Source organism: Microbulbifer sp. SAOS-129_SWC, from assembly GCF_039696035.1.
Taxonomy (GTDB): domain Bacteria; phylum Pseudomonadota; class Gammaproteobacteria; order Pseudomonadales; family Cellvibrionaceae; genus Microbulbifer.
Map to the genome: position 1 here is coordinate 1445405 of NZ_CP155567.1, position 26546 is coordinate 1471950.

Genomic DNA, 26546 nt, shown 5'->3' on the forward strand with positions numbered 1-26546 from the left:
CACTAATCAGTGGCTGGGGAGTATTCGGCAGTGCTCCCGCGCCATGGTTTCCAGATCGCGGGGCAGGCGCTCGCTGCGGTCGCCACGCTGCTGCTTTCGCCACTGCTGGCACAGCTGCAGGTAGTTGCCCGCGTGCACTGCGCTGCGCAGTTCAAACCACGGGTCCGACGCCGGCGTGGAGGCCTTTGCCGTGGCCGGGTTCCAGTTGGCAAGCGGGCCACTGGAGGCGTCGGCGGCACCGCTCAGTTTCGGGGTCAGCGCGCCGAGGTATTGGGCCGGGTGCACCAGCAGCACGACAATGGCCACGGCGGTAAAGCTGCTGGCAGTGCGCGACAGCCAGCGCTTGTCCTGTTTGCGCGGCTTGAACTGACGGGCCTGTTGCAGGATCTTTTCATCGAGTGCTCCGGGGGAGGCTATATCCGCAACCGCATCCCGGTATCGGTTTTCCCAAATACTCATACTGTTACCTCCACTTCCTCAATTCGCCAGGGTTGCCGTTTGGGGCCGTGCAGGATTTCGTCCAGGTGCTCGCGACCGCGATGATAGTGGTCGCGGCAGGCAGCGAGGGAAATACTTTCGATGTCGGCCACCGTGGCCAGCGGCAATTCGCACTCTAGGTGCAGCAACAGCACATTGCGCTGGATGCGCGGCAGCTGCTGGATACCGCACAGCAACGTGTCGTCGACCAGTGCTGGTGCGGGTTCCCTGTTGTCGGTGTCAGTGCAATTACGCAGTAATTTATTCAGGCGAATGAACAGCCAGCTGCGAAGCAGGCGACCGCAAAGTTGCGGCGGACGCTCGAGCAGGCTGCGCCAGAGTTCCTCGAGTACGCCGGCCGCGCTGGCCGCGCACATCTGGCTGCAGTATCGGTAGAGGCTGTCTTTGTGGCGCGCATAGAGCTGGCGGAATGCTTTCAGGTTGCGCGTCGAGTGGTAATAGTCGAGTAACGCCTCGTCACTCAGGTGCTGAATTTCTTTCCGGGACAACATGCTTGCGCCTCCGTGCGCTCAGTACACCTGCTCCAATGGGTTCGAAGATGGGGGGCGCTCCCGCCCCCGCATTCAGAGCTTTCGCTTTTCCCGCGAATTGGTTTCTGTGTCCCCGCCGCGATCTGCCGCTGCCCACTCCCTGGGCGGCGGGGCTTTTTTCCGGCGCCCCAGATAGAGGGTAAACAGCCCCAGCAGCAATTCGTCCACGAAGGGTACCGGGTCCGGAATAAACAGGTTTACCAGGAAGATGACGCTGATCCACTTGAAGAGCAGCGGGTGTTCCAGCTTGGTGGCGTAATTCAGGAACCAGCCAACGAGTGCGCTGGGGAGTGCTTTCTTCATCAGCCCGCTCTTCGCCGGTAGTCTGGGGAGTATAGTTCCCGGCCCCGCGGTCCTCCTTGTGGTGAGTGAGCGGCGACGCCAGATTTACTGACTGGTACGTGCTATATGGTAGTGAATTCGGGTGCCAATAGGCCCGGGCGCCACGCCGTTAAGCAGACAGGCTGTGGATTCCCGGGTCGGGCAGGGGCAGCGGCAGCGGCAGTTGTTCCGGACCCAGTTCGGCGCGCAAATCCTTGAGTTTTACGCCGACTCCGAGCAGGCGGATCGGTTCCGGACGCTTGTTCCAACACTGTTGCAGCAGGTGTTTGAATTCGGAAATGCGGGCGGCCTGGCTGGTGCGTTCCTGCGTCATGGTGGAGAAGTCGCCGTATTTCACTTTTACGCCCGCGCCGCTGACCTCATAGCGGTCGTCGAGGTTTTCCAGGCGCTCCAGCAGGCGCACATAGAGCTCGGTGAGTTGTTCCTGCCAGTCGCTGTATGTGGTGAGATCCTCGCTGAATGTGTGTTCCACGCTCGCGCTCTTGCGCGCGCCGTCGCCGCTGACCGGGCGATCGTCGATGCCGCGGCACAGCTGGTACAGGCGGTTGCCGAATTTGCCGTAGTCCCGTGTCAGCTCGATCTGTGAGAAGTGACGCAGGTCGGCGCAGGTGCGGATACCCTGGCGTAGCAGCTTCTCCGCTGTCACGCGGCCAACGCCGTGAATCTTCGCCACCGGCAGCCTGAGCACAAATGCGTTTACCTGGTCGGGAGTGATGACCGTGAGGCCATCGGGCTTGTGCCAGTCGCTGGCGATCTTGGCGAGAAACTTGTTGGGAGCGACACCGGCGGAGATGGTGATGCCGAGTTCCTCATGCACGCGACGGCGGATTTCGGTGGCGATCAGGGTGGCGCTGCCGCGGCAGTGGCCGCTGTCGGTGACATCCAGGTACGCTTCATCGAGAGACAGGGGTTCTATGAAATCGGTGAATTCCAGGAAGATATCCCGGATCTGCGCGCCGATCTCCCGATATTTTTTCATGTTACCCGGTACTACAATCAAGTCAGGGCAGAGTTTTTTTGCCTGGGCGCTGGGCATGGCCGAGCGCACACCGTAGCGGCGCGCCTCGTAGTTGCAGGTGGAGATGACCCCGCGCCGGTCGCTGGCGCCGCCCACGGCCAATGGGCGACCGCGCAGGTTGGGGTCGTCGCGCATTTCGACCGATGCGTAGAAACAGTCGCAATCGCAGTGGATGATCTTTCGCATGCTGGGATTATATACAGTAATTGCGGTGTGCGAACAGTCGCTGCTGGCGCGCAAAACCGGCGGCAGACACGAAAGCCCGATAGAGAGATAGGTGCACTATGAGCCTGATTCCATTGGTGGAGAGCCCGGCGGAGGATCGGGTAACGGTGATTTTTACCGAGATCGAGGAGGAGCTGGGGGCCGTGCCGAGCCTGTTTCGCGCCCACGCGCAACACCCGGCCCTGCTCGAAGCCAACTGGCAAATGTACCGGGCGGTGATGTTGAGCGGCTGCCTGTCGGCCCAGCTGAAAGAGGGCATGGCACTGGCGATTTCCGCCGACAACCACTGCGATTACGGTATCTACCACCACAGCGCCACACTGCAGGGCCTCGGAGTCGATCCGAAAGAGGTTTTGCGAATCCGTACGGATCCTGAGCATGTGCACTATTCGGCCAAGGAACACGCTCTGTTCGATCTCGCCCGCCACGCCAACTCTGCCCCCAGCGACCACGGCGAGCGGCTGGTCATTGCCGCGCGCAAGCTGGGCGCCCGGGATGACGAAATCATCGAGGCCCTGGGGGTCATGGAGTTGATATCGGGCTTCAACCACTTCGCCGACCTGTTGGGGCTGGAACCCCAGCGCGACAGGTAGAGTGCGGGGCAGAGAAAAAGACGGCGGCACAGGGCCGCCGGCAGTGAATTCTGGATGTGGTCAGCTCGGCGGGCCGCGGCGGCCGAAGATCAGGGCCAGCACGAAGAGTGCCAGGAAGACGAAGAAGAGCACCTTGGCAATGCTCGCTGCCGTGGATGCTACGCCGCCGAAGCCGAAGAAGGCCGCGATCAGCGCAATAACGAGACAGATAATAGCCCAGCGCAACATGGTCATTCTCCTGTTGTGACAGGGGTCGGGTTCCGCTTAGCGCGGATGCTGCGGACCGCCCATCGCCCGAAGGCAAAATGGGCCAATCCGTGGTTCCAATTTGTAACGTTATTCCACGTTAACGACCACTCCACTTACCGCCGGCTGCGCGGGAGATAGCGGAGTAGTGTCTCGAGTGGCGTCTGCACAGAAACCCTTCAGCTGGCGTGGCGCGGCAACAGGTCGGATAGGGTGGTGAACTCGTAGCCGCGCGCGCGCAGTTTTTCACTGATCAGTGGCAGGGCGTTCAGGACCTGGCGGCGCTGGCCGTACATCGGGTGCAGCAGCAACACGGCGCCGGGAAACGCATTGTCGGCTACATAGTCCGCCACTTCCTCGGCATCCGTCATTTCGGTATCGGATTCTGGCAGCAGGTTCCAGTTGCCGGCACCGGCGTCACGGCTGTCGGCACTCTGCCCCTGGGGCCGTGGTAACAGGCTCAGCGGCGCCCGGAATGCGAGCGAATCGCGATAGCCCATCTCGCGCAGGATTTTCGCGGCGCCGGCAACCTCGCGCCTGGCTGCCGGTCCCGCGAGTTCCATGCGCGGGGGTGTTGCGCGGCGGCTCTGGCCATCAATCGCGTGGCCGGCTTTGATAATGGCGTTGGCCTGTGCCGGGAATTGTTTGACCGCATTGCCGGCCGGGAAAAAAGTGGCCTTTATCTGCAGGCGGTCCAGCTCGTCGAGCAGTGCCTCGGTGGCGCCCGGTGTGGGGCCATCGTCGAAGGTCAGGGCGATTTTCTTGTCGTCGTTGGCCAGTGTTTCGGCGGGGATGCTCAGTAGTGCAATCGCCAGCGTGCGGCGCAGCAGAACGCGGAGGGTCTTCATGGAAATGTTTGCCTTACTTCGTAATACGGGCGGAGTGCCAGGCCTTTCCGTGGGATTTTTATCCGGTGATAAAAAAAGCCGTCGATGACGGCTTTTCGTTTCGTGCCGACTCAGCGTTCCAGCTGGTCGAGCTTACCCTTCTTACCGTCCCATTCGGCGGCGTCGGGCAGTGGGTCTTTCTGTTCGGTGATATTCGGCCACACCTCGGCCAGCTCCGCGTTCAGCTCGATAAACTGCTGCTGATCCTCGGGTACCTCGTCTTCGGAGAAGATGGCGTTGGCCGGGCACTCCGGCTCGCACAGGGCGCAGTCGATGCATTCGTCCGGGTGGATCACCAGGAAGTTGGGGCCCTCATAGAAGCAGTCCACTGGGCAGACTTCCACACAGTCGGTGTATTTGCACTTGATGCAGTTTTCCCCAATTACGAATGTCATGCTTGTCCCTCGAGAATACCCAATTCGGTGAAGCAGCGGATTTTAGCAATAACTGGCGCGAATTGTAGTGGCTTTTCAGTCGAATTGGTTGGGTTGTTATAACTGGCGACCTGCGGTTCGGGCGCCCCGGTCACAGTAGCGCCCGCAGTGCGTACAGCTGCTCCAGGGCCTGCCGCGGGGTCATTTCGTCCGGATCCAGCTCCTCCAGCGCGTTCACGGCCGGGTGACTGGGGGCGCCGAACAGGTCTACCTGCTGTTGCGGGGAGGCCGGGGCCTGAGCGGTCTGAGGGGCCGCGGTAACTTGTGGTTCTGCCGTGGGTTGCGGTTCCACGGCGCGGGGCGCGGGCTCAGCGGTAGCGGGCGCGCCGGATTCCAGCGCCGCCAGCCGTGTGCGCGCCTCGACGAGCACGTCGTTGGGAATCCCGGCCAGCTTGGCCACCTGCAGGCCGTAGCTCTTGGACGCCGGCCCTTCCTGGATACGGTGCAGGAACACGATGCTGTCGCCGTGCTCGGTGGCGTTCAGGTGGATGTTGGCCGCCTCCGGGCACTGGTTCGGCAGATCGGTCAGCTCGAAGTAGTGGGTGGCGAACAGCGTGAAGGCGCGCACCTGATCGGCCAGGAAGTGGGCGCAGGCCCAGGCCAGCGACAGGCCGTCGTAGGTGCTGGTACCGCGGCCGATCTCGTCCATCAGTACCAGGCTGTGGGCGCTGGCATTGCGCAGGATATTGGCCGTCTCGGTCATCTCCACCATAAAGGTGGAGCGGCCGCCGGCCAGGTCGTCGGCGCTGCCGATGCGGGTGAAGATACGGTCCAGCAGGCCGATTCTGGCCTCGTCCGCGGGCACATAGCTGCCGCAGTGGGCGAGCAGGGCGATCAGCGCGGTCTGGCGCATGTAGGTGGATTTACCGCCCATATTCGGGCCAGTGATCACCAGCATGCGGCGGTCGTCGCGCAGTTCGATATCGTTGGCGACGAACGGATCGTCGAGTACCTGCTCCACCACCGGGTGGCGGCCGGCAGTGATATGCAGGCCGGGCTCGGTGCCGAGTTGCGGGCGGCACAGGCGCAGGTTGTCGGCGCGCTCGGCCAGGCAGGCGAGCACATCCAGCTGTGACACCGCGGCGGCGGCAGTTTGCAGCTGGGCGAGGAATTCGTTCAGTTTGGTGATCAGGGCTTCGTACAGGGCTTTCTCACGCGTTAGCGCGCGGCTCTTGGCAGACAGCGCCTTGTCCTCGAACTCTTTCAGTTCCGGGGTGATAAAGCGCTCGGCGTTTTTCAGGGTCTGGCGGCGGATATAGTCCGCCGGCGCCTTGTCGCTCTGGCCGCGGCTGATCTCGATAAAGTAGCCGTGTACGCGGTTGTAGCCCACTTTTAGGGTGGGGATACCGGTGCGCTCTTTTTCCCGCACCTCCAGCTGCACCAGGTAGTCGCCGGCGTTCTCGCTGATCGAGCGCAGCTCGTCCAGCTCATCGTCATAGCCCTCGGCGATGACACCGCCATCGCGGATCACCACCGGCGGGTTGTCTACCAGCGCGCGCTCGAGCAGTTCGACCGTCTCCGGCCACTCGCCGATTTCCCGCAGCAGCTCTTTCAGCAGTACCGATTCGGTGTCCGCCAGCTCGCGCTGGATCTCCGGAAACTGGCTCAGCGACTGGCCGAGGCGCGCCAGGTCGCGCGGGCGCGCGGAGCGCAGGGCCAGGCGACCGAGAATACGCTCCATATCGCCCACGGGCTTGAGTGCGTCGCGCAGCGGCTCGAAGCGGTAGCCGTCGACCAGCGCGGCTACGGCGTCCTGGCGGTTGGTCAGCGTGGTGAGCTGGCGCAGCGGATTGTTCAGCCAGCGGCGCAGCAGGCGGCTGCCCATGGCTGTCTTGCAGCTGTCGAACACCGACAGCAGCGTATTGTCGTCGCCGCCGGACAGGTTCAGGTCGATCTCCAGGTTGCGGCGGCTGGCGCCGTCGAGGGCCACGGTATCGTCGCTGCTCTCGGTCTGCAGGCTGCGGATATGCGGCAGCTCGGTGCGCTGGGTGTCGCGCGCGTACTGCAGCAGGCAGCCGGCGGCGGTCACCGCTGCGTGCATATGGCTGCAGCCGAAGGCCTCGAGATTGAGGGTGCCGAACTGCTGGTTCAGCAGGCGCAGTGCGGTTTCCAGCTCGAACTCCCACGGCGCGCGGCGGCGCAGGCCGGCGCGGCGCTCGATATCCGCCGGCAGCGCCAGCTCTTCTGCGACCAATAGTTCCGCCGGGCTGTGGCGCTGCACCTGCTCCGCCAGCGCCTCCACCGAATCCATCTCCTGCACCACGAAGCGGCCGGTGGCCAGGTCCAGCAGCGCCAGGCCGTACTGGTCGCCGACCAGTGCCGCTGCCGCCAGCAGGTTGTCGCGGCGCTCGTTCAGCAGCGCCTCGTCGGTGACGGTGCCCGGGGTGACGATGCGCACCACCTTGCGCTCCACCGGTCCCTTGCTGGTGGCCGGATCGCCGATCTGCTCGCAGATCGCCACCGATACGCCCTGCTTGATCAACCGCGCCAGGTAGCCCTCCGCCGCGTGGTAGGGGATGCCCGCCATCGGGATCGGCTCGCCGCCGGACTTGCCGCGCGCGGTCAGGGTCACGTCCAAAAGCTCCGAGGCGCGCTTGGCGTCGTCATGGAACAGCTCGTAGAAGTCACCCATGCGGTAGAACACCAGCTCCTGGGGGTGCTGGGCCTTGATGCGCAGGTACTGCTGCATCATCGGAGTGTGTTCGGGTTTCTGAGCCTTGGCTCTGTCGGCGATTTTTGGCATTTCTTTCTTAAAAATCTATTAAATTCAATAAGTTATGTTTTTTCATGCAGGTTTTTGACAGTGTCGGGCGCGCGACATCTGGGCTGGAAAAAATCTACATTCGTGGCGCGTCTAGCCTTGTTGGTCGAGCCATCTTGACGGTCTCGCAGGGCAGCGAGCGCCCAACGAAAGCGCGGTGTTCATGACAGCCGCGCAGAATAACAAACCGCCAAAAAAACCACTATCAGACCTTGCAGTCAGGCCGGTTGCAGCCGGGGAAGAAATCGCGGGTGGATGCCGGAGCGCAATTCAATGGCCAGTCGATCGGCGGCGCAGCGGTATCGAGGCCGCGACAGCCGCTTCACAGGTACTGTGACCGCAAATATTGCCTGGGTCAGCGTGACCCGGCCAGCGGCCGCCCCGGGCGCTGGCGCGGCGGTTGTCGCTGGGGTAGATGGGGCCACTGTGCACACGCGGGTGAGGGACTCCTAGGACAGATCCTTGCGATAGGTCATGGGAGTCACCCCGGTCCAGCCTTTGAATGCGCGGATAAATGCGCTGGCTTCGGAAAAGCCGGTCTTGAACGCGATTTCCTCGATGGAACTCTTCCGGGTGGATAAGTGATAGATGGCAAGGTCCCGGCGCAATTGGGTTTTCAGGTTGCTGTAGCCAATTCCCTCCTCATTCAGCAAGCGCCGCAGTTTTTTCGGGTTGAGATCCAAGGCGTTCGCAATATCGGCAAAGGTTGGCAGATCACTCAGGTCGTTGCCGATCACGTCCTTCACGCGCTGGCTCCAGCTCTTGCTGCGATAGCTGTTCACCAGCGTGTTATAGAGCGGCCTGCGCAGGAAGTCGACCAGGTCGTCGGGTGTCTGCTGCACCGGTTTTTCCAACAGCGTGCGCTCGAACACGAGCCGGCAGCAGTCGGTATCGAAAAGCACCGGGGCGCCGACAAACAGCGGGCGGTACTCGTGGCTGTGCGCTGGCTCACTATAGGGTAGCTGTACTTGCCGGATCGGCAGGTTGGTGCGCGTGAGCCAACACATCTGGCGGTGCAGGCTAAAGGTGAAGAGTTCGTAGGCGTAGGGCTCGAGCGGCGCTGATGCGGGGTTTGCGAGGCGGATTTCAAGCGTCGCGACATCGCCGCTGGCCTGCAGGCGCGGCAACAGGGTTTTGTCCAGCAGGTTGTAAAACAGGCAGAAGCGCTTAAGTGCCTGCCCCAGGGTTTTGCACTGGATCAACCAGTGGCAGAGCGCCGACCACTGGCCGAGCCTGAACGGCTGGTGGCAGTAACCCAGCATTTCATCACCCATCTCGCGCATGGTCACAGTCTGGAGTTTGGCGTATTGCTCGGCACTGACCCGTGCGTGTTGTTCGTGCAGCAGGCGCGGAGAGATACGGCTGCGCCGGAGCAATGTCTCCGGTTCATATCCGCATTTTGCCACGTGCTCCAGTACTGCCTTGACGAAATAGATATGAATGGAAATGTCCTGCATGGAAAGCCGAACCTCCCTGTTGAAGCGCATTTCTTATGCGTTAGCCCAAAATGTCTATTTATGTCCGCCATGGTCATTGTTTTGCACGTTTCAGGCAAGTAAAAATGCATAAAAAGCACATTATCTCGCTGTTTGTGCACGGACAGTCCAATCGAGCAGGGTAGCTTCAATGGCGCCAAATACCGCGTATATCTACGATGCCATACGTACTCCCCGGGGCAAGGGTAAAAAAGATGGCTCTCTCCACGAAGTCAAATCCGTCGCCCTCGGCGCCGGGCTGCTGCGGGAGTTGCAGCAGCGCCACGACCTGGATACCAGCCAGGTTGACGATGTGGTGATGGGTTGCGTATCGCCGGTGGGGGAACAGGGCGGTGACGTGGCCAAGACCATCGTGCAATACGCGCAGTGGCACGAGAGTGTCGCCGGCGTGCAGCTGGATCGCTTCTGCGCCTCTGGCCTCGAAGCGGTGAATCTGGCGGCGATGAAAATTGCCTCCGGCTGGGAAGAACTGGTCGTTGCCGGCGGTGTGGAATCCATGTCGCGCGTGCCCATGGGGGCTGCCGGCGGGGCCTGGCTGAATGATCCGGAAGTCAACATCAAAACCGGCGCGGTCCCGCAGGGTATTGGTGCAGATACCATCGCCACCCTCGAAGGCTGGAGCCGCGAGGTGGTGGATGCTTTCGCGCTGGCATCGCAGCAGCGCGCGACCAATGCCCGGCGCAACGGCTACTTCGAGCGATCCGTGGTGCCGGTAAAGGACCTGAACGGAGTCACCATCCTCGCGCAAGACGAGTTCATCAAACCGGCAACCACGATGGATATACTGGGCAATCTGCGCCCCTCTTTCGAAGCCATCGGTGCGCTCGGGTTTGATGACCTGATGCTGCGTAAATACCCGATGCTGGCCGCCATCAATCATGTACATACACCCGGCAATTCGTCCGGCATCGTCGACGGTGCAGCGGCGGTGCTGGTGGGCTCGGAAAAGGCGGGCCGGAACCTTGGCCTGGCGCCGCGCGCTCGTATCGTCGCCACCGCAGTACTCGCAACTGATCCCACCATTATGTTGATCGGGCCTGGACCCGCGGCGAAAAAAGTGCTGTCCAAGGCCGGTATGACCACTGCCGACATCGACCTGTTTGAAATCAACGAAGCCTTTGCGTCGGTGGCGCTGCGTTTCATGCAAGACCTGGATATCTCCCACGAAGTGACCAACGTCAACGGCGGGGCAATCGCCATGGGGCATCCGCTCGGCGCCACCGGCGCGATGCTTGTGGGCACCATGCTTGACGAGCTGGAGCGGCGCAAACTCAAGCGCGGCCTGGTGGCGCTTTGCGTTGGCGGTGGACAGGGTATTGCCACCATCATTGAGCGGGTGTGACTACCGCCAACAAAACCCGCGGCCAGACGAGTCGTGCAGCGGATTGATAGCCTAGAGCAGGGCAAGCAAATATGCGTGAACACAGCCACGGATTCCTTTACGAGAAAGACAGCGCCGGCATTGTCACCATCACCATGGATATGGATGGCCCGGTCAATGCCATGAATGCACAATACCGCGAGGCGATGGCGGAAATTCCCGACCGGCTGGAAGCCGAGCAGGATCTCGCCGGCGTGATACTCGCGTCTGCGAAGCCGACCTTCTTTGCCGGCGGAGACCTGAAAGAACTCTGCGCCGTGCCCGAGGGGGGCGAGGAAGCTCAATTCCGCACGATTGAGGACTGTATCAAGGCGCCCCTGCGTCGCCTGGAAAAACTACCGGTGCCGGTGGTGGCAGCCATTAATGGGGCTGCTCTCGGCGGCGGCCTGGAAATCTGCCTGGCCTGCAACCACCGTATCGCGGTGAATGACAAACGTGTGGTGATCGGGTTTCCGGAAGTCACGCTGGGCCTGTTGCCGGGCGCCGGTGGTATTGTGCGCTCCATTCATATACTGGGGCTCGACAAAGCGCTGCCTTTCCTTATGCAGGGCACACGCTTGCGTCCCGCCGAAGCGCTGGATGCAGGTTTTATTGATGCGCTGGTCGAGTCTGTCGACGAACTGGTGCCCGCGGCGAAGGCCTGGATTGAGGCCAACCCCGATGCGGCCACACAACCCTGGGACCGCAAGGGTCACAAAATTCCTGGCGGGGATATCTGGAGTCCGGCCATCGTTGCCACCCTGGCGGTGGCGCCGGCGCAGAACTTTCGCAAAACCCGCGGCCTGCTGCCTGCGCCTGAGCGTATCCTGGCGGTGGCCGGCGATACCATGGCGGTGGATTTTGATACCGCCCTGCGCATTGAATCCCGCGGCCTCGCGTATCTGGTCACCACACCGCAGGCCAAGAACATCATTACCGCCAATTTCTTCCAGCTCAACAGCGTAAACAGCGGCGCCAGCCGGCCCCGCGACATCGCTCCCACAACCGTGAAGAAGCTGGGCATCCTCGGTGCCGGCATGATGGGGCAGGGGATCGCCTACGCCTCGGCCTGTGCGGGCATCGCAGTGGTGATGACGGATGTCAGTGCAGCCGCGGCTGCAAAAGGCAAGGCCTATAGCGCCGCGCTGCTGGATCGCGAAATCGAGCGCGGCCGAAAAACCGAGCGGGACAAGCAGGCCATCCTCGATCTTATTACGGCCACTGACAATTACGCGGCGCTGGCGGGCTGCGACCTGATCATAGAGGCGGTGTACGAGGACCTGGAACTGAAAGCGCAGGTTACCCGCGACGCGCAGCAGTTTCTGCAGGACGGCGGTGTGTTTGCCACCAATACCTCCACTCTACCCATTACCCGGCTGGCCGAAGCCTGTGATTTTGCGGAAAACTATATTGGTATCCACTTCTTTTCCCCGGTGGAGCGCATGCCACTGATTGAAATCATCTGTGGCGCAAAGACGAGCGAAGAGACCCTGGCCAGGGCCTTCGATTACATCCGCCAGATCCGCAAGACCCCGATCGTGGTGAACGATTCCCTCGGCTTCTTTACCTCGCGCGTGTTCGGCACCTTTATGGATGAGGGCGCACGCCTGCTGGTCGAGGGGGTCGATCCGGTACTGATCGATGCGCTGGCCAAACAGGTGGGTATGCCGGTGGGTCCGCTGGCGGTCCAGGATGAAGTGAGCCAGGAGCTCACCCGCAAGGTCGCACAAACGCACCGCCAGATGGGGGTGTTTTGCACCCTGGGCGACAACAGTTGCAATGCGGCGGTGTCGGAAACCCTGATCCAGGAATACGGCCGCGGTGGTCGACATCACGGCGGCGGTTACTACGAGTACGCCGCCGACGGCAGCAAGACAATCTGGCCACCATTGTATGAGCTGTATCACAAGCCGGAAGTCGCGTTGCCGCACCGGGATATCCAGGACCGCATCCTGTTCCGCCAGGTGGTGGAAAGCCTGAAATGCCTGCAGGAGGGCGTGCTGCGCTCGGTGGCCGATGGCAATGTCGGCTCGCTGCTCGGCATCGGCGCGCCGGTATGGACCGGTGGTTTCCTGCAGCTGGTCAATACCTACGAGTGCGACGGAGAGACCGGATTGCAGGCATTTATCTCTCGCTGCGATCAGCTGGCCGCCCGTTACGGCGAGCGCTTTGCCGCGCCCGCCATCGTGCGCGAAACGCTGGCGGCGGGCGGGTGCTTCGAGTGATGGCCCGGCGTAAATGGCTTTGCAGGGGCGCTAGCCGACCATGCTGAAGCGGGATTTCACCGAAGAACAGCATATGTTCCGCAGCGCCTACCGGAAATTCCTGCAGCAGGAAATCGCACCGCATATGGAGCGGTGGCGGGAACAGGGCATCGTCGATCGCGAAGCCTTCCGCAGGGCGGGCGACCAGGGCTTCCTGATGGTGTGGCCGGAAGAGGCGTATGGCGGGCTTGGCGATACGGATTTCCGCTTCGAACAGATCATTATCGAGGAAAACCAGTACGCGCTCACCGCAGACTGGAACTGTACCCTGCACAGCCGCCTGGTCGGCCCCTACCTGAAACGTTTCGGCAGTCGCGAACAGCAGCAGCGCTGGTTACCCGGATGCGTCGCTGGCGACACGATTCTCGCCATCGCCATGACCGAGCCCGATGCCGGCAGTGACCTTGCTGGCATCAGGACCACGGCAATCGATCAGGGCGATCATTTTCTACTGAACGGCACCAAAACCTATATCTCCAATGGTCTCAATGCCGACCTGGTGATCGTGGCTGCGAAAACCGATCCGCTCAACAAACCGCGACAACTGGGCCTGTTTGTGGTTGAGCGCGGAGCCGAGGGTTTCGCCCGCGGTGCGCCGCTGAAAAAAATGGGGCAAAAAGCCCAGGATACCGCCGAGCTGTTTTTCCAGAATGTGATTGTACCCAGGGAAAATGTGCTGTGCGATCCCGGCAAGGGGTTTGCCTACTTGATGGAAGGATTGGCGGAAGAACGCCTGATCGCGGCGGTGGAGTGCCTGGCTGCCGCGCAGAAGGCCTTTGATATAACGCTGGAATTTACCCGCGAGCGCAAGTTGTTTGGCGGCCAGCTCGGGGACTTGCAGAACACCCAGTTCAAGCTTTCCGAATTGCGCGCCGAACTCGATATGCAACAGGTTTATATCGACCAGTGTGTCACAGCGCTCAACGGCGGACAGCTGAACTCGGTAGACGCCGCCAAGGCCAAGCTGGTGACCAGTGAGCTGCTGTGCCACGTGGTCGATGAGGGGGTGCAGCTGCACGGCGGCGCGGGTTATATGGACGAATACCCCATCTGTCGTATGTACACGGATGCCCGCGTGACTCGTATCTACGCCGGAACCTCGGAGGTCATGAAGTTGATCGTGGGGCGCGACCTTTACCGACAGGAGACGGTGCCATTTATCGATCGGGATCTGGCGTAGCGGGCTTGTAAACCATTTAGCGAAAAGTGACATCGGTCTTCAAGGGAGTCGATCAATGGATATCAAGGGAAAAACTGCCATCGTTACCGGGGGGGCATCGGGACTCGGTGCCGCCACGGTGGAGCGCTATGCCGCAGATGGTGCCAACGTCGCCATCTTCGATCTGAATGAAGATGCCGGCAATGCACTTGCAGACCGATTGGGACCCAGTGTCGCCTTCTTCGCGGTAAATGTCACCGAAGAGGCGTCGGTCCAGGCCGGCATCGACGCAGTGGTGGAAAAGTTTGGTGCCCTGCATATTGTGAATAATTACGCGGGTATTGGTCCGGCGTGTAAAACCTATGGAAAAAAAGGGCCGCACCCCATCGACCTGTATATGACCGTGGTGATGGTGAATCAGGTCGGCACCTTCAATGTCTCGCGTCTGGCCGCAGAGAAGATGGCTGCCAACGAGCCGATGAACAATGATGGTGCACGCGGGGTCATCATCAATACGGCCTCGGTCGCAGCCTACGAGGGGCAGGTCGGACAAGTGGCCTACAGTGCGACCAAGGGCGCAATTGTCGGCATGACATTGCCGATGGCACGCGAGCTGGCGTACTACGGTATTCGCGTGAACACCATCGTGCCGGGCCTGATCCATACCCCGCTGTTCGATACCATCGAGGAGTCCTATTACAAATCGCTGGAGGCGTCGACGGTCTATCCCCAGCGCCTGGGTAAAACCAGCGAAATTGCCAAGCTCTCTGCTCATATCGTCGATAACGATTACCTGAATGGCGAGTGTATTCGCGTGGACGCCGGGGTGCGCATGCAACCGAAGTAGTGTCGGCTCATGCAAGGGCAGATCCTGTTCATGTGGTACGTCCTGTTGGCCAGCCCTGCTGGCCTTTTTTAAATCGGGTGAATGCGTATGGCCGTACTCAGTGGTTATACCGTGATTGAAATGGCAGGGCTCGGCCCCTGCCCCATGGCGGGTATGCTGTTGGCGGATATGGGGGCCGAGGTTATCCGGGTCGAGCGCAGCGCTCAGCGCGATCCCCTCTATGCGCGGGATATGAGCGCTCGCGGCAAGAAATCTATTGTGCTCAACCTCAAGCATGAACAGGGGCGGGAAGCGCTGCTGGCACTGGGGCAGAGGGCCGATGTGCTACTGGAAGGCTACAGGCCGGGCGTGGCCGAGAAACTGGGCATAGGCCCGGAGGTGTGCCGGCAACGCAATCCAGGCCTCGTGTACGGCCGTATGACCGGTTGGGGGCAGAGTGGTCCGCTGGCCCTTTCCGCCGGTCACGATGCAAACTATATCGCCCTGACCGGTGCCCTCCACGCCATCGGCCGCCCGGGCCAAAAGCCGGTGCTGCCCCTCAACCTGGTCGGTGATTTTGGCGGTGGCACCATGTTTCTGGTTGCCGGTGTCCTCGCAGCGTTGCTCGAGCGTCAGGTATCCGGCCAGGGGCAGGTGGTGGACGCGGCCATGGTGGACGGTACGGCCAACCTGATGTGGATGTGCCACAGTTTCTCCGCCGGCGGACACTGGGATGCCGCGGACCGCGGCGTAAACCTGCTCGATGGCGGTGCCTTTTTTTACGACACCTATGAAACCAGTGATGGAAAATTTATTGCCTTGGCCCCGATTGAACCGCAGTTTTATGCCGAACTGGTGCAGCGCGCGGGCCTGGACCCGGATACTTTCAGCGGGCAGAAACAGTATGAGCGTGAAAGCTGGGCCGATAATGCCATCGCCTTCGCCGAAATATTCAGAAGTCGCACGCGCGATCAGTGGTGTGAATTACTGGAACAGACGGATGCCTGCTTCGCACCGGTGCTGAGTGTGGAGGAGGCGCCATCGCATCCGCACCACAGGGCTCGCAAGACCTATTGTGAGGTCGATGGTTTCCAGCAACCAGCACCGGCACCAAGGTTCAGTCGCACACCATCCAGTATCCGGCATGGCCAGCATACGCCCGGGGAGGACACCGTTCAGGTACTGTCTGCTGCGGGTTTCACGCCAGACCAGATCCGTCTCCTGCGGGAACAGGGCGCGGTGGTTTAGGGCATCGTGCCGCGTTTTTGCATTGATCACATTACCGGTAACAGAGGCAGATAAGCATGAGTGATTTTGAAACGGTCAGCTACCATATCGACGAACAGGTTGCGGTCATCACGCTGAACAGACCCCAGTCGCGCAATGCGTTAAACGCGCAAATGCGGGCCGAATTAGTCCGCGCCATTGGCCGGGCCAACGCTGACAGTGCGGTGCGCGCGGTCATGTTGACAGGTGCCGGGAAGGGGTTCTGTGCCGGGGCGGATTTGACCGAGCAAATGCCGGATTCCGATAGCGATGGCTATATTACGCAGCAGCTGCGCACCGAATACCACCCGATCTTGCTGGGCATTATCGAGTCCAGCAAGCCTTATATCTGCGCTGTGCATGGTGCTGCAGCGGGGATCGGTGCTGCGATCGCCATGGCCTGCGATCTGCTGGTGATGGCCGAGAATGCCTTTCTGTATTCCGCTTTCGGTGCCATCGGATTGATTCCAGACGGCGGTAGCCACTGGCTGCTGGGTCGATCACTGGGGAGCAAGAAGGCCTTTGAATTGATTGCCGAGTCGCAGAAGCTGAGCGCTGGCGAATGTGTGCAGCTGGGTATTGCCAATCGCATGGCGCAGGAACCGCACTTGCAGGAAGAGGTTCTCGGCTGGGCCAAATCGTTGACCACACGGGCACCGCTGACACTGCAGTACAGCAAGCAGTTACTGCGCGAGGCGAGCAGCCTGAGTCTGGCGCAAACCATGGACCGCGAAGCTCAGGTGCAGAATATTCACTACCGCAGTGCCGATTTCAAGGAGGGCGCCCGGGCGTTTTTCGAAAAACGTGCAGCCAGGTTTCAGGGTAAGTAAGTCATTTTTTCAGTGCACACACTGGTATTCAATCCAGGTGGAGTGATAGAGAATGGTTGGCACATCGGACGGAACTGCGTCTGTGGATCTGGCAAAGCTGTATACCCTAGCGGGTAAAACTGCGCTGGTGACCGGGGCATCGAGCGGACTCGGTGACTATTTTGCGCGGGTTATGGCACAGGCTGGTGCGGAGGTGATTGTCGCTGCGCGGCGCGTGCAAAAACTGGAAACGCTGGTGGCGGAAATCCGCGATACGGGCGGCACGGCCCACGCCGTGGCGCTGGATGTCTCCGATCGCGACAGTGTGCGCGCGGCTTTTTCCCGGATTGACCGATTCGTGGGGAAGCTGGATATCGTGGTCAACAATGCGGGTATTGCCAACAGCCCGAAAAAGTTTGTCGACCTGCCGGAAGCCGAGTGGGAGCAACTGCTCGAGACCAATCTCAACGGAGCCTGGCGCGTCGCGCACGAGGCCGCACGGCGTATGCGCGACGCCGGTCACGGCTGCATCGTCAATACCAGTTCTATCTACAGCCTGGCCACCGGCTTGTACAAAACCGACTACAACGTTTCCAAGGCTGCACTGGCCCAGCTCAGAAAAAATATGGCACTGGAGCTTGCACGCCACGGCGTGCGTGTTAACACCCTGTGCCCCGGCTATTTTTCCTCCGCCATCAACGCGCGGGAATTCAATACCGAACGCGGCCGGGAATATATCAAGCGCCTGGTTCCCCAGCGCCTGGGTGCATTGCCGGAACTGGCCGGCCCGCTGTTGTTACTGGTCAGCGACGCCGGTTCTTTTATCAACGGCATCACCCTTCCGGTCGACGGGGGAGCACTACTGGCCCCTGTTTGAGCGCAGCGTGATCTGGCAGTGGTTGTCGGTATTGAGATATTTGCAGCGAGCTAATGGAACGTCGAGAGGGCACAGCCCGGCGATGGAGGGAAGCTATTGATGAAAACACGGATTACGGAACTGTTTGCGATCGAATACCCGATTATTCAGGGTGGCATGATGTGGGTCGGTCGCGCGGAGCTGGCCGCTGCGGTTGCCAACGCCGGTGGGCTGGGCATGCTGACTGCGCTGACCCAGCCGAGTCCTGCCGCGCTCACGGAAGAAATCGCGCGATGTCGGGCGCTTACCAGCAAGCCATTCGGGGTGAATCTGACGATTTTACCCTCCATAAAGCCTCCACCCTATGCGGAATATGTACAGGCCATTATCGAAAGCGGCATCGAGATTGTCGAAACCGCCGGGCGCAGTCCGGAGCCGTTTATGCCCGCCTTAAAAGCGGCCGGTGTCAAAGTGATACACAAGTGCACGTCTGTGCGGCATGCCCTGAAGGCCGAGAAAGTCGGCTGTGATGCGGTGAGCATCGATGGCTTCGAATGCGCGGGACACCCCGGGGAAGACGACGTGACCAATTTTGTCTTGATACCGGCAGCCTGTGCCCGCCTCCGTATTCCCGCAGTGGCCTCCGGCGGTATCGGTACCGGGGCGCAGATGGCGGCGGCACTGGCGCTGGGGGCAGAGGGCGTCAATATGGGTAGTCGTTTCGTGGCAACCCGCGAGGCGCCCGTGCATGACAACATGAAGCAGGCCATGGTGGAGGCCGATGAGCGCCAGACCACGCTGATGTTCCGCTCGCTGAGAAACACCTGCCGGGTTTTCAGCAATCCCATCGCGGCCGAGGTGCTGAGCATCGAGGCGCGACCCGGTGAGACCGATTTTGCCGAATTACAGCCACTGGTCGCGGGTGTGCGCGGGCGCGAACGCTGTATCGAGGCCGGTGATATCAATGATGGCATCTGGACCGTGGGGATGGTGATGGGGCTGATCGACGATATCCCCACCTGCAAGGAGCTGATCGAGCGGATGGTGGCGGAAGCCAGCGCTGTGTTGAATCAGCGCCTGACCGCGATGATCGGCGGCCAGTAGGGCAAGCGCTAACTGGTCGTTGGTGTCGTGGCTCTTTTTGTGGCGATGTCCTGCAGGCCGAGTGCGGCGCGCAGGAAGTGCTCATTATCGCCGTAGAGCGCCCGGGCGATACCGGAGTCGGGGGCGATGGTCTCGAAGGCATGGGGCGCCATGGGCGCCAGGTGGAGTCGACAGTGAACGCCGGCAGCAGTCAGCCGACGGGCGTACTCCTGCGCTTCTGCACGGAACAGGTCGATGCCTCCGACCCCGATCCAGGTCGGCGGCAAGCCCGCCAGGTTCTTTCTTCTGGCCGCTACCGCGTAACGGGGCACTTCGGCTGCGCCAGCAGGTATCCCCAGGTAGGCGGACCAGCCGGCGCGATTGCTTTTATTGTTCCAGATTCGGTGATCGAGCGCATCGAGTTCCGTTCGCAGTGCGGTGCGGTCGTCCAGCATGGGGCTGAACAGGGCCAGCGCGGCCGGTTGCGCGATGCCCTCGTCGCGGATCTTTTGCACCAGACTGGCTGCCAGGCCGCCACCGGCACTCTGCCCGGCAATGGCGATGCGGGTAGGCTCCAATCCATGGCGATCAGCTGTATTCAGCAACCACTGCCAGGCCTCATAACAGTCGTCCAGCGCGGCGGGGAACGGGTGCCGCGGCGCCAGCCGGTAGTCGATGGAGAATACTGACAGGCCCAGCTGCCGCGCCCAGGCGCTGCAGAGCCGATCGTCCTGTGCCGCGCGCCCGGTGATCATGCCGCCACCGTGAATCCACAACAGCCCGGCGCCGCTGGAACCTTCCAGCGGGCGGTAGATGCGCAAGCTGCCGTGTGACAGCGCCTGCCGCTCCAGTGCAATGCCGGCGATGGATTTCTGTGCGGGCAGCAATTTCAGCAGCAGATTACTGATGCGAACAAACAGCGGGCGGTGGAACGGCAAGCGTGGCACAAGCCGGATGGCTTGCCTTATTTGTGGATGGACTTGTTCAATATCCATATCGGCTACCAAGTGTTCGCCATTAATAGGACGCCCCGGTTCCCTTTGCCCGTACGCTGCCGGAACTGGTGATTGGCGCCGGCCAACAACGGGCCAGCCGCGGCCGGATTCAGCACAACTCGAGGGCCATTTCCGCCAGTGGCCGCGCCAGGTTGCCCATTTGCAGCGCCTTGTCGCTGGACGCGTTGCCGGCCAGTGCACGCTGCTTTACGCCCTGCAGAATGGCAGCGAAGCGGAAGAAGCTGAAGACCAGATAGAAATTCCAGTGCGGGATTTCGTCGATGCCCATCTGCGCGCAGTATGCGGCCACGTAGTCTTTCTCGGACGGAATTCCCAGGTCAGAGCGCTCCAGCCCGCCCAGGCCGGGCATGATGCCGTCGTGGTCCATGCGCAGCTGCATGCACTGGTAGGCCAGGTCGGCAAATGGGTGCCCGAGAGTCGACAACTCCCAGTCCAGCAGTGCCAGTACCCGCGGCTCCAGCGGGTGGAACAGCATATTATCCAACCGGAAATCGCCATGGACGAGCGACACCCGGCCATCCTCAGCCGGCATATTGGCGGGCAACCACTGCAGTAAGTGCTCCATGGCGGCAATGGTTTCGGTTTCCGAGGCGCGGTACTGCCTCGACCAGCGACCAACCTGCCGCGCAAAGTAATTGCCGGGTTTACCGTAATCCGTGAGCCCGACCGCCTCGATATCCACCGAGTGCAGGGCAGCGAGTACGCGATTCATCTCGGCGTAGATGGCCCGACGCTGCGGTGGCTGCAGATCGGGCAGGGCGGGGTTCCACAGCATCCGACCCTCAACATATTCCATCAGATAAAACATGCTGCCGATGATGCTGTCATCCTCACACAGGTGATAGGTTCGCGCGACGGGGACGTCGGTTCCGGCGAGGGCGGACATAACGCGGAATTCCCGGTCCACCGCATGTGCCGACTTCAGTAGCTGGCCCGCAGGCTTGCGGCGCAGCACATATCTGCCACTTTGGGCCCGGACCAGGAAGGTGGGATTGGATTGCCCATCGGGGAATTTCTCGATGGTGATCGGGCCGCGGAATCCCGCGACCTGCTGTTGCAGATATCCGCCGAGCGTGCGGGCGTCTGTTTCCGCTGCGATGGTGGTCATGGTGTTAGCCCCGCTCGGCGTAACGTTCGATAATCTGCTTGCCCAGTGCCATCTGGTGAACCTGGTCGGGGCCGTCGGCCTGGCGACACCAGCGCGCGTAATTGAAAGCCTCGGCCATCGGGTAATCTGCGGTGAGGCCCCCGGCACCGTGTATCTGCATACAGCGGTCGAGAATATTCTGTACCAGCAAAGGCACGGTAGTTTTGCTCGCGGCGATCATATCCACGCTGGCGGCAACGCCCTGTTGATCCATTTTGTGGCTGGTCTTGAGAACCAGCAAGCGGGCCATCTCGATTTCGGAAAAGCTTCTGGCAATCTCCTCACGCACAGACTGGTGTTTGCTCAGGGTACGGCCGAAGGTTGTGCGTGATGCGGCGCGCTGGCATGCCAGTTCCAACGCGCGCTGGGCGGCGCCGACCAGGCGCATACAGTGGTGCATCCGGCCCGGTCCGAGTCGTCCCTGGGCGATTTCAAATCCGCGTCCCTCGCCGAGCAGGACGTTCCCAAGCGGAACCCGCACATTGTCGAAAGCAATTTCGGCGTGGCCGATGGGAGCATCGTCATAGCCCAGGGTGGACAGCGGGCGGATCAGCTGAATTCCCGGGGTTTCCTTCGGAACCAGGACCTGGGTCTGCTGCTTGTGTCGGTCGGGATTGTGCGGATCGGACTTGCCCATCACGATAAACAGCCGCGTGCGTTCGTTCATGGCGCCGGTAATAAACCACTTGCGCCCGTTCAGTACCCAGCTGTCGCCCTCACGCCTGATGGACAGTTCAATATTGGTGGCGTCACTGGAAGCGACTTGTGGTTCCGTCATGGCATAGGAAGAACGGATTTCACCATTGAGCAGTGGTGTGAGCCACTCCTCGCGCTGAAACTCGCTGGCATAGTTCATCAGAACTTCCATATTGCCGGTATCCGGGGCGTTACAGTTGAACACTTCCGGCGACCAACTGACCCTGCCCATCATTTCCGCCAGGGGCGCATAGTCGAAATTGCTCAGGCCGCCGTGGCTGCAATATTGACCGTGACTTTCCGGTGTGAATAGATTCCACAGGCCGGCGGCCTTGGCCCTGGCTTTCAATGCGTCCATGAGTGGCAAAGGCGCAAAACGGTTTTCGGTAGCGTGCAGTTGCGCGGCGTAAGCGGCTTCATTTGGGAAAATATGCTCGTCCATGAAGGCGCTGAGCTCGGCCTGCAGTTGCCGCGATTTATGACTGAATGTGTACATGGGATGCTCCGTAGTATGCTGGCGTTTTCCCGCGGAAAGAGGGAAAGGCCATGCGCGGCTTATTGCACTTCGGGCAGCATGATCGGCTGCGTCAGTGCGGCCAGGCTTTCCCTGGCTCCGACGCACTCGCCGGTCAGGGCGAAACCGGCAATAACGCCATGGCAGGTCTTGAATACGGCCCTGACGCCTTCTGCGGTATCCTGCTCGATGATCCACCCCCCTTTGACATCCGCGGCGGGCGGGTGACTGACAACCGGAAAGACGGTGGTTTTAATCAATACCGGCATGGTTCCATAGCAGACCCGGGTAGGATTGCCGGTGAGGGTTTTGGCCAGGGCGCGGGCGCATGCCATCAGGGGGGCGACATACACCAGCACATGCCCGTCAACCTCGGCGCAATCCCCCAGCGCATAGATGTTCTCTGCACTGGTCTGCAGTTCCCGATCGACGACAATACCGCGATTGACGGCCAGTCCCGCAGCGCTGGCCAGTTCCGTGCGCGGCCGCACACCGACGGCGCACAGTATGATGTCGGCACGGAGAATTTCCCCATTGCGCAGGGTGACGGACACACCCTCGCCGTCAGCTGGGTGCGCGACGGTTTTCACTACCGTCCCGAAATGAAAGCGTACCCCGGCTTTCTCCAGAGCCCGCTGTACGGACTGTGAAGCCGGTGGCGGCAGCAGGGTCGCCAGTGCGGTTGCCATCGGGTCGACCACTTCCACTTCATATCCGGACAGGATCAGGTCATTGGCATATTCACAGCCGATCAGGCCGGCACCGATCACCAGTACTTTCCTGACACCGTCCATGGACGCGCGAAAACGTGTGTAGTCGGTCAGATCATTGATGGAATAAACGTGCTCTGTGGCATTCCCTGCCAGCGGCAGCTCTGCGCATGCCGCGCCGGTGGCGAGCACCAGTTGGCGATAGCCGAGCGTTCGTGCGTCTTCCGGCTGTTGGCTGAACCGCACCACACGGGCTCGAGTATCAATCGCCGTGACGTGGCAGAAAGTACGCACTTCGATATTCAGCTCGCCGGCCATATCCAGTGCCGAGGCGCTGGACATCTGTTCCGGCGTTAGCGCGCGATGAAAGCCTGTGGACAGCAATGGCTTGGAATAAAAGCGACCGTCGTCTGCCGTGAGCAGCACGACGGGTATCTGCTTGTCGTGTTTGCGAATCTCCCGGGCCAGGTTATAGCCGGCCAGCCCTGAGCCGACAATGACGATCGGCTCGGCGGTTGCGTCGGTGGATTCGCGGCTTTGGTCGGTGATGGCTTCGGTGGCCGCTGCTTCCTGAGGCTCACAGACCAACACCATTTCGAAATCCGCCTTGCTGACGCCGCACTCCGGGCAGAGCCAGTCTTCGGGGATATCCTCCCAGCGTGTTCCGGGCAGAATGTCATCTTCGGGCCAGCCATCCGCTTCGTTGTACACCCAGCCACAGACCAGGCATTCCCAGATTCTGTAATTCGCCATCGTGATACTACCCTTTCCTTCTTATTTTACGGTTTGCCATTGAGCTGTGCGCAGCGCGCAAAAGGCGATGCCGGGCGACGGGGGCAGGGCGCGTCAACCCTTGAGCATTTGCTGAATAGTTTTTTCTGTCTTGTCATTAAACGGCGGGCTCATGCCGGTCATGGCAGCGATATCCAGTTTGGACTGGCGAAAGATCGATTTTGTATGGCTGAAAGTCCTGAATCCATCGAATCCGTGGTAACACCCCATGCCACTTTGACCCACCCCACCAAACGGCAGGTCTTCCTGGCTCACGTGCATGACCACATCGTTGATGGTGACTCCACCGGAGGTGGTTCGATCGAGAACCGTTCTTTCCTCGCGCGGGTCATGTCCGAAATAGTACAGGCCGAGTGGGCGCGGCCTACGGTTGATATAATGGAGAGCGTCACCCATGTTTTGATAGGTCATAACCGGCAGCAATGGGCCAAAGATTTCCTCTTGCATGATCAGCATGTCGTCGGTGACATTCAGCAGCAGTGTTGGTGGCATCTTGTGGTAGGGCTGGCTCTCAAAGGACTCGCTGGCGGGGTTGATCTCGATAATTGTTGCCCCCTTTGCTTTCGCGTCAGCGAGGTAGGATTGCAGGCGCTGGTAGTGGCGCTCGTTAACGATTGATGTGTAGTCGGGGTTATGCAGCAGGCTGGGCAGCATTTTCGCGACCGAGGTTTTGAAGCCCGCAATATAGTGCTGCAGTTGGTCCTCATGGACAAAGCAGTAATCCGGCGCCAGGCAGATCTGGCCAGCGTTGGTGATTTTTCCCCATATAATGCGATCGCATGCCAGCGCCGTGTTTGCGCTCTTGCCGATAATCACCGGTGACTTCCCACCCAGCTCCAGGGTTACCGGGACGAGGTTCCGTGCGGCCGCGGCCAGCACATGTCGAGCAATGGAAGTGGCGCCGGTGAAAATCAGGTGGTCGAAGGGCAGGCTGCTAAATGCCTCGCCAATTTCAGGCCCGCCGGTGACCACCGCGACCTCACTGGGATCGAATGCCTCCGCCACCATGCGCTGCATCAGCGCGGAGGTGTTCGGGGTAAATTCCGATGGCTTGATCATCGCCCGGTTTCCCGCTGCGAGCGCCTGTGCCAGTGGTGCAAATGCCAGGTTCACAGGGAAGTTCCACGGGCTGATGATGCCAATGACCCCCAGAGGCTGGTATTCAATGCGGGAGCGCGCCCCGAATAAGTTCAGGGGGAAAAGGGTGCTGCGTTTTTGCGGGCGCATCCATTTTTTGACATGTTTCCGGGCGTGCTGCAGCGGCGCAATTCCCGCCGCCACGTCCATCAGCTTGCTGTGTTGCAGTGGGCGATGGCCGAAGTCCTGCCGCAGCGCTTCGGCGATGTCGTCCTGATATTTCTGAAGCTGGGCGATGGCCCGGTCGATACGATCGATGCGGGTTTTGGCTGACACCGCGCCCTCGGCCTCGAAGGACGCCTTTTGTGCGGCGAGGATGCGGTCGAGGTGCCCGGCGTCCGGGGCTTGCGGTTGGTCAGGGGCTTTGCTGGCGACGTCCTGTTCTGGCGTAGAGTACACGGTGGGATTCCCTTTCTTTTGCTGGTATGACCCGGCACGTGGATGATGTTCCTCTCGGTTCAAATTCTATTTCAATTTCCTCCGCAATAAAACAGTCTGGCCTGATTGTTTTGTATGGGGCCTTCTGGTAGTGTTGAGTCACTGACAGTTGTCACCAGCGTGGCTGGACACGCTGGATGTGAACGTCGCGGCGCCCGGTAACCCATGAATAGACGGCAAACCGGGCCAGGCAGACCCTGCACCCCAGCAATCGGGATAATCGCGTAACAGGCTAGCTATGGACTTTTCACTCACCGAAGAACAGATGCTGTTGAAAGACAGTGTGGAAAAATTCGTGCGGGATCATTGTGGAGTAGAGCGCCACCGCCGATTGGCCGGCACCGAGTTGGGGTTCGATCCGGATGCCTGGGGTCAGTTCGCCGAGCTGGGCTGGCTGTGCATGCCATTCTCCGAAGCGCTGGGTGGCTTCGGTGGCGGGGCCGTCGATACCATGGTCATGACGGAAGCGATGGGGCGTGGGCTGGTCCGGGAGCCGTTCCTGACCACGGTGGTGACCTGTGGCGGTTTTTTGCAGCACGCGGGCAGTGGTGCCCAGCAGGACCGCTATGTAGCCGGTATCATCGATGGTCGCACGCAGTGGGCGTTTGCCTTCGCCGAGTCGCGCGGTGGTTATGACCTGGAATGCGTATCCACCCGTGTGACAGCTGCCCCGGGCGGCTATCGCCTGAGTGGCAAGAAGTTGGCAGTGCTCAACGGCCACTGTGCCGACTTCCTGATTGTGACCGCCGAGAGCGAGGCGGGGCTCGGACTATTTATTGTCGATGCAGAGGCGCAAGGCGTAATGCGCACTCCTTTCACTGCGGTGGATGGCAGCCGTGGTGCGCACATTGAATTCGCGAGCGTCACTCTGACCCCGGGGCAGCAATTGGGCGCCGCGGGGGAGGCCAGTGGTCACATCGAGAAAGTCCTCGCGATGACAACCGTCGCAATGGGCGGTGAAGCGCTGGGGGCAATGCAGGTATTACTGGATACCACGGTTGAATACACCAGGACGCGGGAGCAGTTTGGCCAGCCGATTGGCAAGTTCCAGGCGCTCCAGCACCGCATGGCCGATATGTACCTGAAAATAGAGGAAGCCCGTTCCCTGTTATTCTATGCGGCCATCCTGCTGGACGAGGGCAGCGCCGATGCTGCCCGGGCCTGCGCTGCGCTCAAGCTTAAAATTGCTGAAGCCGGCCGCCATGTATCCCAGGAGGCGGTGCAGCTGCACGGCGGCATTGGTATGACCGATGAGTTAATTGTGGGCCATCACTTCAAGCGGCTGTTGTTGCTGGGCATGCTCTACGGCGATGAGGAATACCAACTGCAGAAGTATATGGCCTTGGCGGCATAAACGGTTGGGCGCCCTGCACAGGTGATTGCCCGCCTGGGGCGCTGCAGTCTTTTAGTGACCAGCCACCAGCCACCGATTGGGGAAAAGGT

General features: G+C 60.9%; 24 protein-coding genes. 10 read left to right on the plus strand and 14 right to left on the minus strand.

The genetic code is table 11. The annotated features are described in order from the left end of the window. Positions 1-6: 6 nt before the first annotated feature. The 4 genes from ABDK11_RS06120 to dinB all read right to left on the minus strand — a co-directional run bounded on the left by ABDK11_RS06120 (position 7) and on the right by dinB (position 2574). Entirely contained in the window at positions 7-459 is a 453-nt protein-coding gene (locus ABDK11_RS06120; protein ID WP_346839415.1) for a hypothetical protein, read from the minus strand. Then, positions 456-989, minus strand: coding sequence for a sigma factor-like helix-turn-helix DNA-binding protein (locus tag ABDK11_RS06125; RefSeq protein WP_346839416.1), 534 nt, complete (start codon positions 987-989; stop codon positions 456-458). The genes ABDK11_RS06120 and ABDK11_RS06125 overlap by 4 nt, the downstream gene beginning before the upstream one ends. Positions 990-1061: 72 nt before the next feature. Next, entirely contained in the window at positions 1062-1331 is a 270-nt protein-coding gene (locus ABDK11_RS06130; RefSeq protein WP_346839417.1) for a DUF6116 family protein, read from the minus strand. A gap of 148 nt (positions 1332-1479) precedes the next feature. Next, positions 1480-2574 carry a DNA polymerase IV gene (dinB, locus tag ABDK11_RS06135; protein WP_346839418.1) on the minus strand — a complete coding sequence of 365 codons (1095 nt, stop codon included), beginning with the start codon at positions 2572-2574 and terminating at the stop codon, positions 1480-1482. A gap of 98 nt (positions 2575-2672) precedes the next feature. Between dinB and ABDK11_RS06140 the strand changes: the two genes are divergently transcribed. Beyond that, positions 2673-3206 carry a carboxymuconolactone decarboxylase family protein gene (locus ABDK11_RS06140; RefSeq protein ID WP_346839419.1) on the plus strand — a complete coding sequence of 178 codons (534 nt, stop codon included), beginning with the start codon at positions 2673-2675 and terminating at the stop codon, positions 3204-3206. Positions 3207-3266: 60 nt separating this feature from the next. Here the strand turns inward: ABDK11_RS06140 and ABDK11_RS06145 are convergent, their stop codons facing one another. The 5 genes from ABDK11_RS06145 to ABDK11_RS06165 form a co-directional block, all read right to left on the minus strand. Continuing rightward, positions 3267-3434, minus strand: a complete 168-nt coding sequence (locus ABDK11_RS06145) for a DUF1328 domain-containing protein (protein WP_346839420.1) — start codon at positions 3432-3434, stop codon at positions 3267-3269. Between the two features lie 197 nt (positions 3435-3631). Continuing rightward, a complete protein-coding gene (locus ABDK11_RS06150; RefSeq protein WP_346839421.1) occupies positions 3632-4300 on the minus strand; it encodes a polysaccharide deacetylase family protein in 669 nt (222 codons plus the stop codon). A gap of 110 nt (positions 4301-4410) precedes the next feature. Continuing rightward, positions 4411-4734 carry a ferredoxin FdxA gene (gene fdxA / locus ABDK11_RS06155; RefSeq protein WP_346839422.1) on the minus strand — a complete coding sequence of 108 codons (324 nt, stop codon included), beginning with the start codon at positions 4732-4734 and terminating at the stop codon, positions 4411-4413. 130 nt (positions 4735-4864) lie between these two features. Then, positions 4865-7516, minus strand: coding sequence for a DNA mismatch repair protein MutS (gene mutS / locus ABDK11_RS06160; RefSeq protein WP_346839423.1), 2652 nt, complete (start codon positions 7514-7516; stop codon positions 4865-4867). Between the two features lie 467 nt (positions 7517-7983). Continuing rightward, positions 7984-8991 carry an AraC family transcriptional regulator gene (locus ABDK11_RS06165; RefSeq protein WP_346839424.1) on the minus strand — a complete coding sequence of 336 codons (1008 nt, stop codon included), beginning with the start codon at positions 8989-8991 and terminating at the stop codon, positions 7984-7986. A 169-nt stretch (positions 8992-9160) separates the two neighbouring features. On the opposite strand from ABDK11_RS06165, the gene ABDK11_RS06170 reads away from it, so the two are divergent. From ABDK11_RS06170 to ABDK11_RS06205, 8 genes are all read left to right on the plus strand, one after another. Further along, positions 9161-10372, plus strand: coding sequence for an acetyl-CoA C-acetyltransferase (locus ABDK11_RS06170; protein ID WP_346839425.1), 1212 nt, complete (start codon positions 9161-9163; stop codon positions 10370-10372). Positions 10373-10443: 71 nt separating this feature from the next. Then, positions 10444-12615: a 3-hydroxyacyl-CoA dehydrogenase NAD-binding domain-containing protein gene (locus tag ABDK11_RS06175; protein WP_346839426.1), complete on the plus strand. Its 2172-nt coding sequence runs from the start codon at positions 10444-10446 to the stop codon at positions 12613-12615. Positions 12616-12655: 40 nt separating this feature from the next. Continuing rightward, entirely contained in the window at positions 12656-13834 is a 1179-nt protein-coding gene (locus tag ABDK11_RS06180) for an acyl-CoA dehydrogenase family protein (RefSeq protein ID WP_346839427.1), read from the plus strand. A 55-nt stretch (positions 13835-13889) separates the two neighbouring features. Then, positions 13890-14660, plus strand: coding sequence for an SDR family NAD(P)-dependent oxidoreductase (locus tag ABDK11_RS06185; protein ID WP_346839428.1), 771 nt, complete (start codon positions 13890-13892; stop codon positions 14658-14660). A gap of 87 nt (positions 14661-14747) precedes the next feature. Further along, positions 14748-15887, plus strand: a complete 1140-nt coding sequence (locus tag ABDK11_RS06190) for a CaiB/BaiF CoA-transferase family protein (RefSeq protein ID WP_346839429.1) — start codon at positions 14748-14750, stop codon at positions 15885-15887. Between the two features lie 56 nt (positions 15888-15943). Next, positions 15944-16735 carry an enoyl-CoA hydratase-related protein gene (locus ABDK11_RS06195; protein WP_346839430.1) on the plus strand — a complete coding sequence of 264 codons (792 nt, stop codon included), beginning with the start codon at positions 15944-15946 and terminating at the stop codon, positions 16733-16735. Positions 16736-16817: 82 nt separating this feature from the next. Then, positions 16818-17591, plus strand: coding sequence for an SDR family NAD(P)-dependent oxidoreductase (locus ABDK11_RS06200; RefSeq protein WP_346839431.1), 774 nt, complete (start codon positions 16818-16820; stop codon positions 17589-17591). Positions 17592-17690: 99 nt separating this feature from the next. Beyond that, complete coding sequence (locus ABDK11_RS06205) at positions 17691-18674, plus strand: nitronate monooxygenase family protein (protein ID WP_346839432.1); 984 nt, start codon at positions 17691-17693, stop codon at positions 18672-18674. Between the two features lie 8 nt (positions 18675-18682). Here the strand turns inward: ABDK11_RS06205 and ABDK11_RS06210 are convergent, their stop codons facing one another. The 5 genes from ABDK11_RS06210 to ABDK11_RS06230 all read right to left on the minus strand — a co-directional run bounded on the left by ABDK11_RS06210 (position 18683) and on the right by ABDK11_RS06230 (position 25064). Then, complete coding sequence (locus ABDK11_RS06210; protein ID WP_346839433.1) at positions 18683-19600, minus strand: alpha/beta hydrolase; 918 nt, start codon at positions 19598-19600, stop codon at positions 18683-18685. Positions 19601-19757: 157 nt separating this feature from the next. Beyond that, positions 19758-20777: a phosphotransferase gene (locus tag ABDK11_RS06215; RefSeq protein WP_346839434.1), complete on the minus strand. Its 1020-nt coding sequence runs from the start codon at positions 20775-20777 to the stop codon at positions 19758-19760. A gap of 4 nt (positions 20778-20781) precedes the next feature. Beyond that, positions 20782-22008 (minus strand): acyl-CoA dehydrogenase family protein, encoded by a 1227-nt coding sequence (locus ABDK11_RS06220; RefSeq protein ID WP_346839435.1) that lies wholly within the window; start codon positions 22006-22008, stop codon positions 20782-20784. A gap of 59 nt (positions 22009-22067) precedes the next feature. After that, on the minus strand, positions 22068-23489 hold the full coding sequence (locus tag ABDK11_RS06225) for an FAD-dependent oxidoreductase (protein ID WP_346839436.1): 1422 nt from the start codon (positions 23487-23489) through the stop codon (positions 22068-22070). 93 nt (positions 23490-23582) lie between these two features. Continuing rightward, positions 23583-25064, minus strand: a complete 1482-nt coding sequence (locus ABDK11_RS06230) for a coniferyl aldehyde dehydrogenase (RefSeq protein WP_346839437.1) — start codon at positions 25062-25064, stop codon at positions 23583-23585. Between the two features lie 277 nt (positions 25065-25341). On the opposite strand from ABDK11_RS06230, the gene ABDK11_RS06235 reads away from it, so the two are divergent. Next, a complete protein-coding gene (locus ABDK11_RS06235) occupies positions 25342-26457 on the plus strand; it encodes an acyl-CoA dehydrogenase (RefSeq protein WP_346839438.1) in 1116 nt (371 codons plus the stop codon). Positions 26458-26546: the final 89 nt, after the last annotated feature.